Here is a 13,759-nt window from a genome sequence, read left to right as displayed (position 1 = left end):
AGGGATTGTGGTCAACCGACGCATGTCCCCGTCGTGCTTGGCCTCCAGAACGATTGCGCGCTCGAGCCTCTCCATCTGGTCGGCTGACGTTTCAATCGGCTGAAGCTTCAATCTCATGGTAAGCGCGGATTTCGATGCACGTCGTAGAGCGGGGTAATGCGGCGGCGGCAGTGGTGGCGGCTCAGGCTGGCAACTTTTTGAAGTTGAAGGGCAGAAGATCCTGGACATCGGCTTCATCGGGGCGTGTCGGCAACTGGGCGAGGACGTGCTTCAGCCATGCGAAGGGCTCGATGCGACAGGCCCGACAAGTCAGCATCAGACTATAGATGACGGCACTGGCCCTGGCTCCCTCCACGGTAGCGCTGAAGAGCCAGTTTTTCCTGCCGCAGGCAAAAATCCTGATATCGCGTTCCAGAAGGTTGTTGTCGATCGGCATGCTGCCGTCCTTGGCGTAGCGCGTCAGATATTCCCATTGGTTGAGCGTATAGGAGACCGCATCCTCAAGCTTGGTGTCGGGCACAACCTTGGGAGCGATTGCATCGAGCCACGCCTTGAGGGCGTCCAGGACCGGGAGGCTGTGTTTCTGGCGCAAGCGGCGTATGTAATCGACCTGCGTTTCGCCGTCGCCGGGCTTTTCGTCCCGCACCTGTCTTTCAATCCGGTAGAGCTGGTCGAAGAACTTGAGGGCTTGGGCCGGTGGCCCACCCGGTTTCTTCCTGGCCTTGAGGGCGTCGACAAACTTCCGTCTGGCGTGGGCCATGCATCCGACGTGCGTGGCGCCTTTCAATGTGCGCCAGGCCGCGTAGCCATCGCTCATCAGGATGCCACGATAGTCGCCAAGGAAGGCCTGCGGGTGTTCCTGTCCGCGACCAGGCTGATAATCGAACAGCACGATCGGCTGCTCGCTATCCTCGCCGCTGCGATAAGCCCACATATACGAGGTGCTGGTGGGGTCCTTGCCCGCTTCTTTCAGCACCTGAACGGTGGTCTCGTCGCCATGGATGACGGTCTGCGACCGCAACCGTAGCTTTAGCGCGTCGTAGATACGAACGAGGTGCTTCTCGCTCGAACCGATCACCCAGTGGCCCAGAGCGCCGCGGCTGACGGGAACACCAGCGCGCTCGAAGGCCTTCGCCAGACGATAGAGCGGCGTGCCATCGACATATTTATGGACGAGTGCGAAGGCCAGCGTCGAGGCCGTAGCAATGCTGCCCGGCAAGGGTTGTGCAGGCATCGGCGCGGTCACGACCGGCGTGTTGATGTCGGTACGGTCACAATGGCGGCAAGCATATTTGAACCGCACATTCTGCAAAACCTTCGCCTTCACCTCGATATGAAGTTGCTCGCTAACGGTCTCGCCCATGCGATGCATCTGGTGACGGCAGCAAGGACAAGCCTTCTGGTCGTCGGGAAGGTCATACTCGACGCGTTCGCGCGGCAGGTTCTCTGGCAAGGCCTTGCGGCCGCGCTTCCTTCCCGTCGCCCCCTCGGTCGCCGGCAAGCCCGTGTCCGGCAGAGCAATGACATCGTCATCTTCGTTGTCGGCGGGGTCCTCATCCGCAGCCTGTTCGGTTTCATTGAAGAGGCGGTCAATGTGCTTTTCACTGCGCGGCGCAAAACGATGCAGTCGTGCAAGCGCCAGCTCTTCCTCGAGTCTGACGACGCGTTCGGTGAGTTGACGGTTCTCTGCCTGCAGCGCAGCAATGCGCGCCATCAACTCTTCAACAGCCGGTTCGCCGGGTCGATTCATCAGATTCTTGAATCGAAAGCATGCCGCCGCGTCAACCGCTCAATTCGAGGCCCTCAACCAGCAACCTGATATTGCCGCACCGGATGGCGGACCATCGCATCGATATCGATCCCGTCGAGGATCCAGTGCAATTGCTCGGTCGTAAGCGTGATCACCGCTGCCTCGCGGCCCGGCCACCGGAACTTGTCCTCGGTCAGCCGCTTCAGGATCAGCACAAAGCCGGACCGATCGAAGAACAGGAGCTTCATCCGGTCACGACGGCGATTGCAGAACGCAAAAACCGCCGGAGCAAACGGATCGAGCGCCATCGTTTCCTGGACCAGAACCGCAAGGCTGTTGATGCCGGCCCGGAAGTCGATCGACTCACGATGCAGATAGACTTTCAGGTCAGCGCCCAGTCTGAACATGTCCCAGTGCTCCGATGATCGCCGTCAATACATTCACATCACCGCATTCCAGCGTCAGCTTCACGCCGTTCGACAGTGACGCGCTCACCTTGGCTGGAGAGGAAAACGTCGCAGCCCTTTCCGGTGCCGATCCACGCACCCCATCACAAGTCGCCGGCAAATCCACCGCATCCATGCGGCTCTGTCCCGACAGTGCCCGATCAGCAGTCCCTTCAATCTGAACCGGGATGAACGCCGCTGGTGAGGACGGCCGGACAGACAGCGTCTCCGTGCGCTTCTTTACCCATTTCCGAAGAAGGTTCGCATTGACCCCATGTTCGAGCGCAAGTCTCGATACCGACACGCCAGGCGCAAGGCAGGCCGCGACAAGGCGGTCCTTCGATGCGGCGTCGTAACGGCGTCGACCGTTCCGACCAACAAGCCTTACCCGCAGTTTCTGATCATCGTCTGACATCACAAGGTGTCCACCTATTTTGGTGGACACCTCATGCATCAGAGTACTCAACAGCAAAAGGTGCGGGGAAATTCGCGCTTACATCTCATCGGCAATAGCCATCAGCGCGAAGCGCGCTGCTGCGGGCAGGAGAGCATCTGTCTCGTCCCGTACGATTGCGACCAGCGCCTCAACCTTTGCCAGGCCGGCGGTGGCGATGATCCCCAACTCTGCTAGATGCGCGCGCAACGCGTTGACCGCATGCGTTCGCTGAGCGCGGTGCCCGTGCCAGTTGCACCACGCTCAGGGGCACGATCAAAAGTGATTGCTTTCAGGCGCATCGATGCCCGCACAGTAGAATGCGTAGACGTATGGCCTTGCGCTGGGTCGCGGCCGCTATGATCGAAGCCAACAAACTTCGGACGATTGAAGGCGCATAAGCAACTGTCGGTTTTGCGTGCGCCCCTTCAAGCTCACCACGATCGCATAACGATGAAGCCCATTGCCCACGTCACGAGGGTCGCGTTCCGTTCTTCCGGAAACGTCGGCCCGACGCAGTTCAACACCGATCGGGACATCCCCGTCGCGTTCACAACAATCGGCTGCTTGGAGACAAGCCGCGTTTTGGTTCTGAACACAGAGCGGTGTATGCGCCGCCTCTTTCCGGCGGAAATAGAAGCTCTCTGCAGTTTTCTGCCAACTGGCCCATCTTTTGCTATGCCCGCATCTTATTGCTTGCCCGTATCCTTCGGAGATGAGATGCGCAAAGTTGCTTTTTTGGTTCTGTCGACGGCAATCTCAGCTCCGCCATGTGCCGCTTCGTCGGCGGATGTTGCCGTCAAGACCCCAAAGGTGGCGCCGCGTCCATTCAGTTGGACAGGCTTCCACCTTGGTGGGCACCTTGGCGCAATCGTTGGTAATGCCGGCTTCTCCGATCCGTTTGGCCCCTCGGTGTTTGGCGATAACGTGACGACACCCGGCTTCCTCGGCGGTCTGCAATTCGGCTACGACTGGCAGGTCGCGCCGGCATGGGTCGTGGGCGTCGGCGCAGATGCAAGCCTGCTGTCCTCGGACGGCGCGTTCACCTGTCTTCAGGCGTCGCCAGACATAGTCGGGTCAAACTGTGCGGTGAAGCCGCGTCGGCTCGCGACGTTCACGGGGCGCTTCGGCTATGTTGTCGAGCCCGAGGGACGAACGCTGATCTACGGCAAAGCCGGCGCCGCTTGGATGCGCAGCGATGTCTCTGTCGCTCCGAACAACGTGTACAACGAAAGCCAGGGGACCTTCACTGAAGACACTCTCATCCAGGGTGAGCCTTCGATTGGCCGCGTGAGCCCGTGGGGCTGGACAGTGGGTGCAGGTTTTGAACACACGCTCACGCCCGCCTGGTCGGTCAACATAGGATACGACTATCAGCGCTTCAACAGTCAAGTTGCGACTCCTGAGACCATCAAGATATCGCCAACCGGCCCTACGAGTGGAACGGTGGCAAGCGTTCCGGCTGGCGCCACGTCGCACATCGGCCAGGACATGCACCTTGTAAAGCTCGGGCTGAACTACCGCTGGGGTAGAGATCCCCTGGCGTCGTGGCCCGAGAGACCGGCAGCCCATGAATTCGCCGGGCCGACCAAAGCTCAGTTGATGCCAGCGGGTTGGCAATTCGAGGGCGGCGCCCGCTATTGGTACAGCTCTGGCAGTTTCCAGTCCGCCTTTCCACAGGTTGGAGCAGGCCTCATGTCCCAGCTGCACTACCAGAATCTGACCGCACACACGGGCGAGTTCTTTGCGCGTATCGATTCACCCTACAACATGTTCTTGAAGGGATTTGCCGGCGCTGGTTCGATTGTCAGCGGCGATCATTTCGACGAGGACTGGAGTCTCTCTTATGGTTATGCGTCGGCCCCCACAGCCTTCGAGGTAACCCACTCATCCGTTGGAAAATCGTCGCTTTCCTACGCGACCGCGGACATCGGTTTCGACGTCATGCGCGGGCCGGACTACAAGCTCGGGCCTTTCATTGGGTACAGTTACTACCATTACTACATCGGGACCGAAGGATGCACCCAACTCGTGGCGCCGGCATCGGGCATCTGCTTTCCATCCGCCGCGGCCAACTTCGTAGGCACAAGCGAATCCGATACCTGGCATTCGTTTCGCGCGGGCATTGCGGGCGAGTTGCGGTTCTGGGATCGTTTCAAGATTGGAGGCGATCTCGCCCTTATACCCTATGGTCGCCTTGAGGGCCTGGACGATCATCGCGCGAGAGATCATCTCACTCTGTTTCCCACCACGGGGGAGACACGCGGTTTGCAAGCCGAATTCACCTTGTCCTATTTTGCGACCAAAGACCTCAGTATTGGTCTGGGCGGACGCTATTGGGCGATGTGGACGACGAGCGCGACCGAATCCTGCAACGGCTGTGGGGGGCTAGGCGTGGTTTCGCCGCCTGGTCCGGGGAGATTTAACACCGAACGGTTCGGCGGCTTTCTACAGGCGTCCTATCGTTTCAACTAGAGCGCGACACTTCGCCGATGGTGGCGCAGACCGAATCGATGGTTCGGGCGGCGGCCTTTCGGAGCAGATGTTTGAGCTTGGCAGGACCCGTTCGACGGGTTCAGGTCGGGCGAGCATTTTTTCAGGAAGAACAGTTTGGCGCCGGCGGAACGAAGGAGCTGGCGCACGAGCTTGCTTTTGTGGCTGCCGAGATTGTCCATGACCACATCGCCAGGGCGAAGGGTTCGGCAGAAGAACCCTTCTCGACACGATGCGTCCCCGATCGCGCCGCTCGGGGAATACGCGGGACAACTTCGCGGCCAAGCCGAGGCGCTGGTCCCCGTTACCCGCTCTAACCCACGATCACCCCATCACCACGTGCCTGCGGCGTCAATCATCCCGACCGCGCTATCCCGAGCATTCCGCGCGAGTCAAGGTCCGGTATGGTGATCCTCTCGTGACGCTCACACTGAAACTGCCCGCAATCTATGATGGCCTCAGGCAGAACGAGCTCGCGCTGGCCTCGATCATGGCAGCGCGCACACTGCTTCGTCATCGAGGTGCATAGCGGGACCGACTACTCCACAGTTGTTGGCTTCGATGACAACTACGTCGCGCGGCTCGGCTCCTTTCTCATGATCCTCGCACAAACTGAGTATGTCGTCGCCGAAGTGGTTGGCCTGAGAGAGTGGGGACGGCCCCGGTGGCGGCGATGGTCAGATGGACAAGGCAAACTCGGCTAAATTCCTGGACGTCGGCTAACTGGCGGTCGGACCTGCCGTCGAATATTGACAACCGACGTGTTGTCTTCCCCCGCATTGGGACTCACGAGCGGGCAGCACTGATATCCGTGATCTGTTCGACGAAGACGGCAGCTGTCTTGCCGATACGGGCCTACCGCCTTTGTGGTGCGTCAAGGAGATAATGGCCAGCGCCGACGTCACCTATATATGGCGGCGATGCCGAACGGTCCGCGGCCAGGTTTTGGCGTGAGTGCAGCGCCAGCCGTACGCCGTGATTGTTCTCGAAAGGCGTCACTCATGGAAACCGGAGCGACGACGCTCTCGCCAAACGGACGGCAGTACTTGTCGTGCATGGGATGGGCACCTAGCCCGTCTTATTCGCGAGAGGGCGCCTGAGAGGCTGGCGAGCGTGGTGTAAAGCGCTGATGCGGCGTAGGATTCGGTTGCGAAGCCAACCCCATCACCTCAACCGCGAACGCCACGCCCGCCATGACCGATGATACGATTCTGCCCTTCTCGTTTCCAGCCGTTCACGCCAAGAAAGTCACAGCTGCCTTCGATGGTGGACGCCTAACCTCGAATGGGGGCGTGATGCTTCTGGCGATGGCCGAGCGGCGTCTCGGTTTGGCCGACAATTTGGCCCGGGTGTTCCCGGATCGGCGCGATCCGACGCGGGTCGTGCACAGCCTTGTCGATATGTTCCGCGCGCGCATGTTCGCGATCTGCTGCGGCTACGAGGACGCCGACGACCTTACGTGATCCGACTGACCTACACTTTGGTCAACGCATGGATGGATAGCTACCCGCGCGCGCCGGCATCCGTCACGCTCGACATCGATGATACCTGCGATGTCGTCCACGGCCATCAGCAGCTCTCGCTGTTCAACGCTCATTATGACGAACGCTGCTTCCTGCCGATCCACGTCTACGACACGGAGAAGAGCCGGCCCGTGGCGGTCGTGCTGCGGCCCGGCAAGACGCCGGGCGGCGTCGAGGTGCGTGCCCATCTGCGCCGCCTGATACGGCATATCCGGACGCGGTGGCACAAGACGCGAATTACGTTCCGTGGCGACGGGCACTATGCTCGGCCGGAGGCCATGACGTGGTGCGAGTGTGTTTCGGCGTGGGGTCTCAACCATGATCGGCGTGGGGGTCCCATCGTTTCAATTCAATGAAATCAATGGCCTGAAGGGGTCCCGACGACGCCGATGGGGATCATTTTTCGATCAGCATTCACAGTGCAGCAAAAAGTTCTACCCGATGCTTAGGAGCAGCGCCGGTTGCGTCATAGTCGTGAGCTCTACCGCCGGCTTTCACTCGACGAAAGGAAACCCGGCCTACAACGCATCCAAGGCGGGCGCTGTCGGCTTAACCCGAACACTCGGCGAGGCATGGGCGGAGGATGGCATTCGCGTGAATGGCATCGCTCCCGGCTTTGTTGACACGAAGATGACGAAAGTCACCACCGGAAATCCGCGTCGATTGGAAGAGAGCCTGCAAAGCATCCCTTTGAAGCGTCTCGGAACTCCAGCGGACATGGCTGGGGCGGCGCTCTATCTCGCTTCTCCATTGGCGTCGTACGTCGTGGGGCAAACACTCATAGTAGACGGAGGATTTGTTCTTTAGCGGAGGACGACCGCTGAAGCGAGATCGACACCAAAACATCGTTCAGCAGGAGGGAAACGTATGATTCATCTGTCGCGACGGGAAGTGGTCGCTGGTCTAATGCTCGCGGCGAGTACGAGATCGAGCTCGGCGTCCGACGAGACGCCCGGCATCACCGACAAAGAGGTCAAGATAGGCGAGACCGTGCCGTTTTCCGGGCCCGCCTCCGCCTACGGCGTCGTCGGACGGGCACATGAAGCGTTCCTTACGATGATAAACGAACGCGGAGGCATCAATGGTCGAATGATCAAGTTGATCTGTCTCGACGACGCGTACAGTCCGCCGAAAACGGTGGAGCAGACCAGAAAGCTCGTGGAGCAAGAGGAAGTAGCCGCCATCTTCGGCAGTCTGGGTACGCCAACCAATCTGGCGACGCGAAAGTATCTCAATTCGAAGGGTGTGCCGAGCATACTGCTCACGGCGGGCGCCACTACCTTCAACGATCCAGCGCAGTATCCTTGGACGATGCCTTGGCAACCAAACTATTTCGACGAAGGTGCGACGTATGCCAAACGCATAATCTCAGACAAACCGGACGCCAAGATCGCGCTCATGTACGCAAATGATGATTCCGGCAAGGACTATGCCACCGGCTTCAAGGCTGGCCTGGGAGACAAGATCGAGCGCCTAGTGGCGCAGGCGACATACGACACGTCCGAGCCGACGGTCACTTCCCAACTCGCCCGGCTGAAATCGTCCGACGCGGCGGCCTTCTTCTTTCATGCGACCCCAAAGTTCGGCGCTCAGATCATAAGGGGTATCTATGAGATGGGCTGGAAGCCAACGACATACGTCGCTCAGACAGCAAGTAGCGTGGCGGGGGTGCTCGAACCTGCGGGGTATGAGGCCGCTCAGGGAGTGATAAGCACCGCGTACCTCAAGGACGCAAGCGATCCGCAGTGGGCTGAGGACCAGGAAATGAAGGATTGGCGTGCGTGGATGGCGAGGTACAATACTCAGGGTGACTTAAACGACTATTTGAACATCTACGCATATGCGCAGGCGTGGTGCCTGGTGAAGATTCTCGAGCGTGCGGGCCGAGACCTGACGCGGAAGAGCATCATGGCAAGCGCCGCGAGCGTCGATTTTCAAGTGCCGATGCTTCTTCCCGGCATTAAGCTCGAAACCAGCAAGACCGACTACCGATTGATCAAAACACTTCGCTTGATGAAATTTGAAGGCAAGCGCTGGGTACTGCTCCAAGAGTAGCGCTGCGCACGTCGTTGGCCAAATCCCCAGATTTAGCTCCGTCGTTGGGCATCCTCGTCAGGGCGATTGCGTGCAGCCAATCTACGCCCTTAATCCTCCCTCGCTGCACCAACTCAGCCTACGCGCGAACCTTCGCGCGTAGGCGGTCTTTTCCGACGAGACCTCGGGAACCGCAAAGTACGGCACACAGCATTGAGCCAGCCTCCCGACAGAGGCGAGGATCGACGGAATGATGCGGTGCAGATCGGGAAAGCTGCCTAAGCCAAGCTTCTTGATGATATGGCTCTCGTTGCAACCGCACTGGTGCCCCGCTTGATCCTGGTCACACGCACGTGGAGAACCGAGGGGTATCCACGTTCGATCGGTACAAGCCCGCCGCAAAAATCCTACAGCGCTGAGTGACCGAGCGTCGGAAGGTGTCGCATCCCTTATCGGCACAGATGCCGCATCACCAAGCGGCCCAACATTTCGGATTCGCATAATATTGATTATGGAATACTTTTGCAATTCTTGAAATATGACCGAAGATAACTTCTGATTACTTTGATATACTTGCACTGGCTTTTTGTCCAGATCCGCCAGCTTGCGGCGTGTTGCACACTGGCTCCGCGCACGGAAAGTGCTGCTGGACGTAACCACGACGGGTTTTGCGCTTGAGCCAGGACTCGAGGGCCTCGACGGCCTGCACGTGACCATCGAACAAATCGAGCCGCCGCCGACCGCGCCCACCGAGACGGCCCCATTCACGCACCAATGCGGTATCGCCAAAGAGCGTCGGCTCGATCGTGAGCACATAGAACCGCGCCATGTTACGGGCCGGATCGCGACGCTCGAGCACGAGATATTGCACCGTGAGTTCTGACATGCGTCAGAATCGCAATTACCGAATCGAGCGTCCAATTAAATAAATGAATCGATCAGAGCCTAAGATTCAGAAATTTCATGCAGGGAACGAGACAGTCGCGGTCAGGTTCGCGATAGGCAGTTGAGCTTAAGCCCGCAAGCTGGCGTACTCCCTGTAGATATCGTCTGAACGCGCGCTCGACGAAGATCCTCTCCTCCGACCTCAGGCATTGCGCAAGACTTCCTCGAGTTGCACGACGAGCTTCGCCCGGTGCGCGACAGGAAGGTTGTCCAGATTGATCTGCTTCCAGCGCACCGCCGGCAGCTCCGACGCGCCAGGGACGCCCAGCAGGCTCCAATCCGGCTCGCCGCGCTTGAACCCTATGAGGAAGTCCTTGTGAGCTTGCGGCATTTTCCCCGCGAGTTCGCCGATCAGCGTCTCCCGGGCTTCGAGCAACTCGTCCAATGTTACTTCATCGGCGGTCATGCCCTCGAAGCCGTGCGTGAATTCGTGCTAGATGTCCTTGCGGCGACGAACGGGATCGTCTCGATCAACAAGGTCACTTGATGCCGATATTTTTCAGACGGGGGCATTGAGGTCGTCTGGGATGGTTATGAGATATTTGGTGTCGAGTTTGCCGCCCTTAACGAGCATGCGCTTTCCCGTGCCGAGATTGACTTTCGACTTGTCGATCTGTTTGAGCCAGGCATGCTGATGTCGCTCCGCCAACCAGAAGAACAGTCGTTTGACCTTGACGCTTTTGCAGTCGTCCAGAAGTGTTTGCAGCCGCCGCGGACTGAGGCTCCTCAGGCCTTCTGTCAGCGCATCGACCTGATGGAAGCTTTCGTGGCGGGGCAATTCGTCGAGCAGTTCGAGGAACGCACGTTCGGGCGTCGACACCGTGAGAGGCCAGTTGAATGATCCCGGTATTTCCCGCGTCGTACCCGACTTTGGTTCGGGCAGGGTCCCGTGCGTAAATAGACTTTGAGTGCGGTGGACGCGGAATTTCTGTTTGAGCGGAAGTTTGCCGAGCCAACCGGGAGCTGACCGCGTTCCGTATAGATGTATGGTCGAAGGACCCGTCTGTCTCAGGTAGTGACCGAAACCCTGCGCTTCGATGGCGGTACGTCCGCCAACGACGAGATCGGAGCCGAGCAGTCGCTGGAGTGAAACGACGACGCCCTGCCAGGAGAGTTCGCCGAGCGGGCGCTTGAAGGTTGCCCGCGCCGGCTGAACGAGCCAGCCGGCCGATACGTATTGGCTGCGCAAGCTGGTGGAGTATCCATGTCGTTCCATCCAGGCGGCATCGACCAGAAGTCCTTGCGGAAGGGTCCTGTCGAGCTTGTTTAGCTTTCTGTCCTTTTGCTCAGCCATACTAAGTAAATTAGCAATCTTTCAAACCACACCCAGGGTTTAAGATCTATCGATTTTCCGCAGCCTGACTAAGTAAAATCATCATAACACAAACTCAGTTTGACATTTTGTTCATATTTTGTTCTTATTTGGCTACCCTCGTGCGAGTCTGCTCGTGTAGACGGGTAGATCGACGTGTCGGTGGAAAACCCGCTGGCTAAGTCGAAATCGACGGGCACGTATGTGGACATTAAGTCGAGCGACATCGCAAATCGCGCACAGATCATGTTGAATCCGGTTGCAATGATGATGGGGAATTCATGAGTTTCAAAGCAACCGGCGCTTCGCACGAGGCAACCCTGCATTGCCCCAACTGCAATCACGAGATCCGGCTGACGGAGTCGTTGGCCGCTCCCCTCCTCGCTGAAACCCGCCAGCGCTTTCAACAGCAGCTGGCCAGCAAGGACGCAGAGATGGAGCGCAAGACCGAGACATTGCGGCTGGAACGCGAGCAGGTCGCTAAGGACCGCGAGCAAGTCCAGGACCTCGTTGCGAAGCGATTGACCGCCGAACGTGCCCAGCTGGTCGCGGCCGAGAGCAAGAAGGCGCGTGAGGCGGCCGCGGCCGAGCTGCAGACGAAGGACGCGGAAGCGGCGGAGCTGCGAGCCAACCTGCTTACCAACAACGCAAAGCTTGCCGAGGCCCAAAAGCAGCAAGCCGAATTGATGCGACAGCAGCGCGCACTTGAAGAGGAAAAGCGCGAACTCGACCTGACAATAGAGAAGCGCGTGCAGGCCTCAATCAATCAAGTCCAGATCAAGGCCAGGCAGGAAGCCGACGAGGCTGCACGCTTACGCGTTGCCGAGAAGGACCAGACCATCGAGTCGATGTCCAGAACGATCGAGGAGCTCAAGCGCAAGGCCGAGCAGGGATCACAGCAATCCCAAGGGGAAGTATTCGAGCTGGAGCTCGAAGAGCTTCTGCGCGGACGTTTTCCGAGCGACTCGATTGAGCCCATTGGAAAAGGTGAGCTCGGGGCAGACGTTATTCAACAGGTGAATGGTGCTATTGGCCGATCTGCCGGCATCATCCTTTGGGAAACCAAACGCACCAAGGCATGGAGTGATGTGTGGCTCGCCAAGTTACGTGACGACCAGCGCCGTTCCGGCGCCGACGTCGCTCTGATCATCTCCCATGCGCTGCCGAAACATATCGAGCAATTTGATCTCGTCGACGGCGTATGGGTGGCTCATCCGCGTTGCGCATTGCCGGTCGCCGTGGCGCTCCGCCAGGGTCTGATCGACGTGAACAGCTCACGCCTCGTTCAGCAAGGCCAGCAGACCAAGATGGAGCAGGTCTATCACTACCTGACCGGCATGAAGTTTCGGCAGCGGGTCGAAGCTGTCGTCGAGAAATTCAACGATATGCGCGACGATTTGGACAAGGAGCGCAAGTTCATGGGCCGTCAGTGGGCCAAGCGCGAGACGCAGATCCTGGCCGTCGTGGAGTCGACGGTCGGCATGGTCGGCGATCTGCAGGCGATCGCCGGCAAGGCCATGCCGGAGATACCGAGCCTCGAAGTGCCGCGGCTTGAGGCCTTGGCGGAGTCTGAGCGGAGAGCGAGCTAATAGTTGGCAACGCCGCTGCGCATCCCTCCCCCCTAAGGCAGTTTGGGGAACGCGACGATATTCGCTGAGGGTGTTTTGCGTAAACGAGCTTGCGTCTGCAAAGCTTGCGAGGTCGGCAAACGAGCCAACGAGGCGCCCCACGGGCACGTGCGGCACCGGAAATCCCTCAACCAGGCTTTCATCTTCTCTTGCAAGCACTCACACCGGTAATAGTAGACGTGCTTGGGCGCCATGGGAAACCAGTTGGTCAGCGCATCCCTGGCCGCTACAGTTTTCCTGCGATGATTTCGGACTAAGATGAAGGGACAGATCGAGATCGCACTTCGTTTTCAATCTTCATGACGAAAGCCTTGATCAGATCAGCCGTATCCTGGACGTATCGTTTGGTGAAGACCTCCAGTCTCTGCCCGTCCCTGTCGATCCCATTCCGATGCACGCAGTCGTGTCTTTGCATGACCGCCTTAAAGAGGAGAGCTTTGTCCTTCGCGAGGCCAAGAATGCGTATGCCTAGCGCTGTGCTGTAAAGGAAATCCACCTTGGGCAAATTGTGGTATAGGATCGATCGCAGATATTCACGAACCTTGCTCTCGACGAGGCCCGGATCGCTCGCGATCTCCGCCAATGAAAATCGCTCCTTCGAAAGTTCTGCATCATTTGACATGAGGCGAGCCTTCGCCGTCCTGTCCGCAAGCACCGCCTTTGTCAGTGTGTCGCTGAGATATGCCTCAAGCGCCGTGACTTGGTGCGAGAAGATCATTCGATTGACGAGATGGGCGCCATTTTCACTGCCATAGTCCGCCAATAGATCGCCGGTATGGTGATACGAGTCCATGAAGATGGTGAAAGGATTGTCAGGTAGACTATAGTCAGCCCAAACATCCGGCTCCGGTTCGTGTTCGAGTCCATACTCGAAATCAGCCAAGAGTTCGTGCTCCCCGACGTTTGTTTGATTGTAGTTTTCGATCCCTGCTGGATATTCCCAGAGCGACCACGTGAGGCGCCCGAGCTCAGGATGTTCAACTAGCGCTTCATACCGGGTTTCGAGCCCCATCTGCCTTTCGTCTGCGCCGACAGCATCCCAATCTAGCTCGTCGCTTTCGACGTCGTAGATATCCCCTGTGTTCTTATGTCTGATGCGGGCGACGCCTCGAGAATAGACTTTCATTTGTAGCAATATCCTTCAAAGTCGCGATGGAGCGCTTGCCGCCTTGTGCTGTTTGCTACGCAGCGCTCC

The 13,759-nt window shown here is 58.6% G+C and carries 12 protein-coding genes and 5 pseudogenes; 7 read left to right on the top strand and 10 right to left on the bottom strand.

Annotation, left to right across the window (positions count from 1 at the left end; translation table 11 throughout):
* Window positions 1–181: 181 nt before the first annotated feature.
* The 4 genes from NLN62_RS49595 to NLN62_RS53105 all read right to left on the bottom strand — a co-directional run bounded on the left by NLN62_RS49595 (window position 182) and on the right by NLN62_RS53105 (window position 2,818).
* Complete coding sequence (locus NLN62_RS49595) at window positions 182–1,750, bottom strand: IS66 family transposase (protein WP_254114079.1); 1,569 nt, start codon at window positions 1,748–1,750, stop codon at window positions 182–184.
* Window positions 1,751–1,803: 53 nt separating this feature from the next.
* Entirely contained in the window at window positions 1,804–2,157 is a 354-nt protein-coding gene (gene tnpB, locus NLN62_RS49590; RefSeq protein ID WP_254106366.1) for an IS66 family insertion sequence element accessory protein TnpB, read from the bottom strand.
* Window positions 2,138–2,611 (bottom strand): transposase, encoded by a 474-nt coding sequence (locus tag NLN62_RS49585; RefSeq protein ID WP_254106365.1) that lies wholly within the window; start codon window positions 2,609–2,611, stop codon window positions 2,138–2,140. Before NLN62_RS49585 ends, tnpB begins: the two co-directional genes overlap by 20 nt.
* A 78-nt stretch (window positions 2,612–2,689) precedes the next feature.
* Window positions 2,690–2,818, bottom strand: coding sequence for a hypothetical protein (locus NLN62_RS53105; RefSeq protein WP_256576109.1), 129 nt, complete (start codon window positions 2,816–2,818; stop codon window positions 2,690–2,692).
* Between the two features lie 143 nt (window positions 2,819–2,961).
* Here NLN62_RS53105 and NLN62_RS49580 point away from each other — a divergent pair.
* Together NLN62_RS49580 and NLN62_RS49575 are read left to right on the top strand one after the other, a co-directional pair.
* A pseudogene (locus tag NLN62_RS49580) lies at window positions 2,962–3,115 on the top strand (IS256 family transposase); the annotation flags it as partial.
* Window positions 3,116–3,238: 123 nt separating this feature from the next.
* The gene (locus tag NLN62_RS49575; protein WP_371933182.1) at window positions 3,239–5,104 is read left to right on the top strand and encodes an outer membrane beta-barrel protein; all 1,866 of its coding nucleotides are present in this window, start codon (window positions 3,239–3,241) and stop codon (window positions 5,102–5,104) included.
* On the opposite strand, the pseudogene NLN62_RS49570 reads toward NLN62_RS49575, so the two are convergent.
* Window positions 5,097–5,328: pseudogene (locus NLN62_RS49570) on the bottom strand (transposase); the annotation flags it as partial. The gene NLN62_RS49575 and the pseudogene NLN62_RS49570 sit on opposite strands and share 8 nt — an antisense overlap.
* A 246-nt stretch (window positions 5,329–5,574) precedes the next feature.
* Here NLN62_RS49570 and NLN62_RS49565 point away from each other — a divergent pair.
* The 4 genes and pseudogenes from NLN62_RS49565 to NLN62_RS49550 all read left to right on the top strand — a co-directional run.
* Window positions 5,575–5,839, top strand: a pseudogene (locus tag NLN62_RS49565) (hypothetical protein); the annotation flags it as partial.
* Window positions 5,840–6,315: 476 nt separating this feature from the next.
* Window positions 6,316–6,938: pseudogene (locus NLN62_RS49560) on the top strand (transposase); the annotation flags it as partial.
* 127 nt (window positions 6,939–7,065) lie between these two features.
* Window positions 7,066–7,452, top strand: a pseudogene (locus NLN62_RS49555) (SDR family NAD(P)-dependent oxidoreductase); the annotation flags it as partial.
* Window positions 7,453–7,512: 60 nt separating this feature from the next.
* A complete protein-coding gene (locus NLN62_RS49550; protein WP_254114078.1) occupies window positions 7,513–8,700 on the top strand; it encodes an ABC transporter substrate-binding protein in 1,188 nt (395 codons plus the stop codon).
* 538 nt (window positions 8,701–9,238) lie between these two features.
* Here NLN62_RS49550 and NLN62_RS49545 read toward each other — a convergent pair.
* From NLN62_RS49545 to NLN62_RS53805, 4 genes are all read right to left on the bottom strand, one after another.
* Window positions 9,239–9,565 carry a WGR domain-containing protein gene (locus NLN62_RS49545; protein ID WP_371933165.1) on the bottom strand — a complete coding sequence of 109 codons (327 nt, stop codon included), beginning with the start codon at window positions 9,563–9,565 and terminating at the stop codon, window positions 9,239–9,241.
* Window positions 9,566–9,766: 201 nt separating this feature from the next.
* Window positions 9,767–10,030: a hypothetical protein gene (locus NLN62_RS49540; protein ID WP_254114077.1), complete on the bottom strand. Its 264-nt coding sequence runs from the start codon at window positions 10,028–10,030 to the stop codon at window positions 9,767–9,769.
* A 93-nt stretch (window positions 10,031–10,123) separates the two neighbouring features.
* A complete protein-coding gene (locus NLN62_RS49535; RefSeq protein ID WP_254114076.1) occupies window positions 10,124–10,918 on the bottom strand; it encodes a type IV toxin-antitoxin system AbiEi family antitoxin in 795 nt (264 codons plus the stop codon).
* Window positions 10,919–10,986: 68 nt separating this feature from the next.
* The gene (locus NLN62_RS53805; RefSeq protein ID WP_371933164.1) at window positions 10,987–11,613 is read right to left on the bottom strand and encodes a hypothetical protein; all 627 of its coding nucleotides are present in this window, start codon (window positions 11,611–11,613) and stop codon (window positions 10,987–10,989) included.
* A 9-nt stretch (window positions 11,614–11,622) separates the two neighbouring features.
* Between NLN62_RS53805 and NLN62_RS49530 the strand changes: the two genes are divergently transcribed.
* Window positions 11,623–12,525, top strand: coding sequence for a DUF2130 domain-containing protein (locus NLN62_RS49530; RefSeq protein WP_371933163.1), 903 nt, complete (start codon window positions 11,623–11,625; stop codon window positions 12,523–12,525).
* A gap of 292 nt (window positions 12,526–12,817) precedes the next feature.
* Here the strand turns inward: NLN62_RS49530 and NLN62_RS49525 are convergent, their stop codons facing one another.
* Window positions 12,818–13,690, bottom strand: coding sequence for a hypothetical protein (locus NLN62_RS49525; protein ID WP_254114074.1), 873 nt, complete (start codon window positions 13,688–13,690; stop codon window positions 12,818–12,820).
* Window positions 13,691–13,759 lie beyond the last annotated feature (69 nt).

The organism is Bradyrhizobium sp. CCGUVB23 (assembly GCF_024199885.1).
Taxonomy (GTDB): domain Bacteria; phylum Pseudomonadota; class Alphaproteobacteria; order Rhizobiales; family Xanthobacteraceae; genus Bradyrhizobium.
The sequence above is the reverse complement of the archived record's forward strand: the minus strand, read 5'-3'. Positions and strand labels throughout refer to the sequence as shown.

What these genes read in the sequence shown, in the direction of transcription:
- NLN62_RS49530 (WP_371933163.1), top strand. Translation starts at nt 11,623, where the DNA reads ATGCGACAGCAGCGCGCACTTGAAGAGGAAAAGCGCGAACTCGACCTG.
- NLN62_RS49575 (WP_371933182.1), top strand. Translation starts at nt 3,239, where the DNA reads ATGCGCCGCCTCTTTCCGGCGGAAATAGAAGCTCTCTGCAGTTTTCTG.
- NLN62_RS49545 (WP_371933165.1), bottom strand. Translation starts at nt 9,565, where the DNA reads ATGTCAGAACTCACGGTGCAATATCTCGTGCTCGAGCGTCGCGATCCG.
- NLN62_RS49585 (WP_254106365.1), bottom strand. Translation starts at nt 2,611, where the DNA reads ATGTCAGACGATGATCAGAAACTGCGGGTAAGGCTTGTTGGTCGGAAC.
- NLN62_RS49525 (WP_254114074.1), bottom strand. Translation starts at nt 13,690, where the DNA reads ATGAAAGTCTATTCTCGAGGCGTCGCCCGCATCAGACATAAGAACACA.
- tnpB (WP_254106366.1), bottom strand. Translation starts at nt 2,157, where the DNA reads ATGTTCAGACTGGGCGCTGACCTGAAAGTCTATCTGCATCGTGAGTCG.
- NLN62_RS49540 (WP_254114077.1), bottom strand. Translation starts at nt 10,030, where the DNA reads ATGACCGCCGATGAAGTAACATTGGACGAGTTGCTCGAAGCCCGGGAG.
- NLN62_RS49550 (WP_254114078.1), top strand. Translation starts at nt 7,513, where the DNA reads ATGATTCATCTGTCGCGACGGGAAGTGGTCGCTGGTCTAATGCTCGCG.
- NLN62_RS49595 (WP_254114079.1), bottom strand. Translation starts at nt 1,750, where the DNA reads ATGAATCGACCCGGCGAACCGGCTGTTGAAGAGTTGATGGCGCGCATT.
- NLN62_RS49535 (WP_254114076.1), bottom strand. Translation starts at nt 10,918, where the DNA reads ATGGCTGAGCAAAAGGACAGAAAGCTAAACAAGCTCGACAGGACCCTT.